Raw genomic sequence first — 470 nt, 5'->3', positions numbered from 1 at the left:
TTCAGACCGCCCTTACCACCGTTACCACCGGCACCACCGGCACCACCGGCGGTGCCGTCCACCGCACCCGCAGTGCCGTTGACACCGTCGAACCCGGTGCCACCGACACCACCATTGCCACCCGCGCCGGCCACACCATCACTGCCCGCACCCGCAAAGGTGCCGTTACCGCTGGCACCACCGGCACCACCCTTACCGGCATTGCCACCGGCGCCACCGTCCTGGCCCGCCTGGCCCGCAATCTGCTGCGCAGTGCCATTGGCGCCATTGGCACCGTGCGCACCCTGCCCACCGTTGCCACCGTTACCGCCCACACCACCGGCGCCATGCGCACCGGCCACCGCACCAGACCCGCCGACACCACCAGCACCACCGGCACCACCATTGCCACCACGCGTGCCATCCGCGCCGGGCTCATCCCCGTTTGCGCCGTTGAAACCGTTGCCGCCACGGCCACCCAAACCACCGGC

Annotated in this window: 1 pseudogene; it reads left to right on the top strand. The window is 70.9% G+C overall.

Features of this window, described 5'->3' with window-relative positions:
* Positions 1 to 470, top strand: a pseudogene (locus tag LI92_RS24085) (hypothetical protein); the annotation flags it as partial.

It is taken from the genome of Mycobacterium sp. UM_Kg1, from assembly GCF_000972925.1.
GTDB classification, from domain to species: Bacteria; Actinomycetota; Actinomycetes; order Mycobacteriales; family Mycobacteriaceae; genus Mycobacterium; species Mycobacterium hiberniae.
The sequence above is the reverse complement of the archived record's forward strand: the minus strand, read 5'-3'. Positions and strand labels throughout refer to the sequence as shown.